At 70.6% G+C, this 1,550-nt stretch carries 2 protein-coding genes; one reads left to right on the forward strand and one right to left on the reverse strand.

Going from position 1 to position 1,550, the window contains the following annotated elements; genetic code table 11:
- Positions 1-247, forward strand: a 247-nt coding sequence (locus tag NBW84_RS23050; RefSeq protein ID WP_445548831.1) for a hypothetical protein, incomplete at its 5' end; no start/stop codon positions are given.
- 232 nt (positions 248-479) lie between these two features.
- Here the strand turns inward: NBW84_RS23050 and NBW84_RS23055 are convergent.
- Positions 480-1,205, reverse strand: a complete 726-nt coding sequence (locus tag NBW84_RS23055; protein ID WP_250287357.1) for a M23 family metallopeptidase — start codon at positions 1,203-1,205, stop codon at positions 480-482.
- Positions 1,206-1,550 lie beyond the last annotated feature (345 nt).

A 1,550-nucleotide genomic window follows, 5' to 3' on the forward strand; every position in this document is an offset into this window, starting at 1 on the left:
GGGCTCGGCGCCCGCGGGGCCGTCCGGCGCGCGGGTCGGCGGGCTGCCGGGGCGCCGGCCCGCGCCGGCCCCCCGCCCGATTCCCGACCTGTCCCTGGGGGACCGGGTCAACCACGACACCTTCGGGCTCGGTCAGGTCGTCGCGGTGGCCGGCGCGGGGGACAACCGCGAGGTGAGCATCGACTTCGGCGAGGGAACCGGGACCAAACGCCTGCTCCTGCGCTATGCCCCCGTCGAGAAGCTGTGAGCGTCCCGCGCACCCGCGTTCGGCAGGCCCGACGGGCGGCTGGCCCGTACTGACATCCGCTGCCGCTGCCGCTGCCTGATGGCCGGCTATCCGTTACCGATGCCCGCCGGACGTTGGTGGCATCGGCACGGCACGGCACGGCCGGTGGAAGAGCGGCCGGCGGTAGCCGCTGGTTGAAGGCCGGTAACTGCTGGTCGAAGGCTGGTAGCCGATGCTGGGAGAACGGTGGCGGTCAGTAGGAGACGTTGTGCCTGGCGAGCCACGCGAGCGGGTCGATCTTGGTGCCGTTCTGGCCGCCCAGCCGGACCTCGAAGTGCAGGTGCGGCCCGGTGGAGAAGCCGGTCGACCCCTCCAGGCCCACCTGCTGGCCGGTGGCGACCTGCTGGCCGACCCGGACGCTGATCCGGGACAGGTGGGCGTAGCAGGTGACCACGTTGTTCGCGTGCTGGATCTGGACGAAGTTGCCGTAGCCGGACTCCCACCCCGCGTAGATGATGATGCCGCCGTGGGCGGCGACGACCGGGGTCCCCATCGGCGCGCCGAGGTCGATACCGGGGTGGCCGTTCGCGCCGCCGAAATGCTGGGTGAGCCTGGCCTGTATCGGGCTGACCCAGCGCAGTTCCTCCTGCTGGCGCGCGCTCTCCGTGGCCGTGGTCCGCTGCTGGAGGAGCAGGATGGACAGCTGGGCCAGCGCCTCGTCCCGGTCGACACGGTCGGCCTGGGCCTGGCGTCGCGCGGCGTCGTCGCGTTGCTGCCCGAGCAGGGCGGGGTCGCTCAGCCTGTCGGTGGCGGCGTCCGCCACGCCGCCGGACGCGGGGTCGGCGACCGTCCCGGCGGTGCGCAGGCCGGGAATGACCACCGGCTCGGAGTGCGCGATACCGGTTGTGTTGATCATAACGATGCCGAGGGTGGAGACCACGGCGGTGGCGATGCCGGTACGGCGGATCTGCGCTGCCAAGGCCGCCCGGCGGGCGGAACCGGACGGGCCGCCGTGGCCCGTGGCCCTGCCCTGACCGCGATGCCGCCCTGAGTTACGGGCTGGGGGCTGCGACAACCCGAACTCACGCTCCCGTTGCTCGACAGAACTTCTGCCGCGCCCCGGCATGCCCTGTCACGGCGTGTTACGGCACGGCATGTCGTGGCACGGCAGGAGAAAAAGCCTGCAAACCGGGTTGAACGCTACACCGTCCCAAAACGGGCTTTAGCACCACCCCCACCCACGGTGGGCGCGACGTATGAAGCGGTGTAATTATTGCCTTTTCATCATTATGAGTGACGAAGATTTCGATCATCTTGGAAGTCG

The sequence above is a fragment of the Protofrankia sp. CiP1_Cm_nod2 genome, assembly GCF_920664355.1.
In the GTDB taxonomy this organism is placed as follows: domain Bacteria; phylum Actinomycetota; class Actinomycetes; order Frankiales; family Frankiaceae; genus Protofrankia.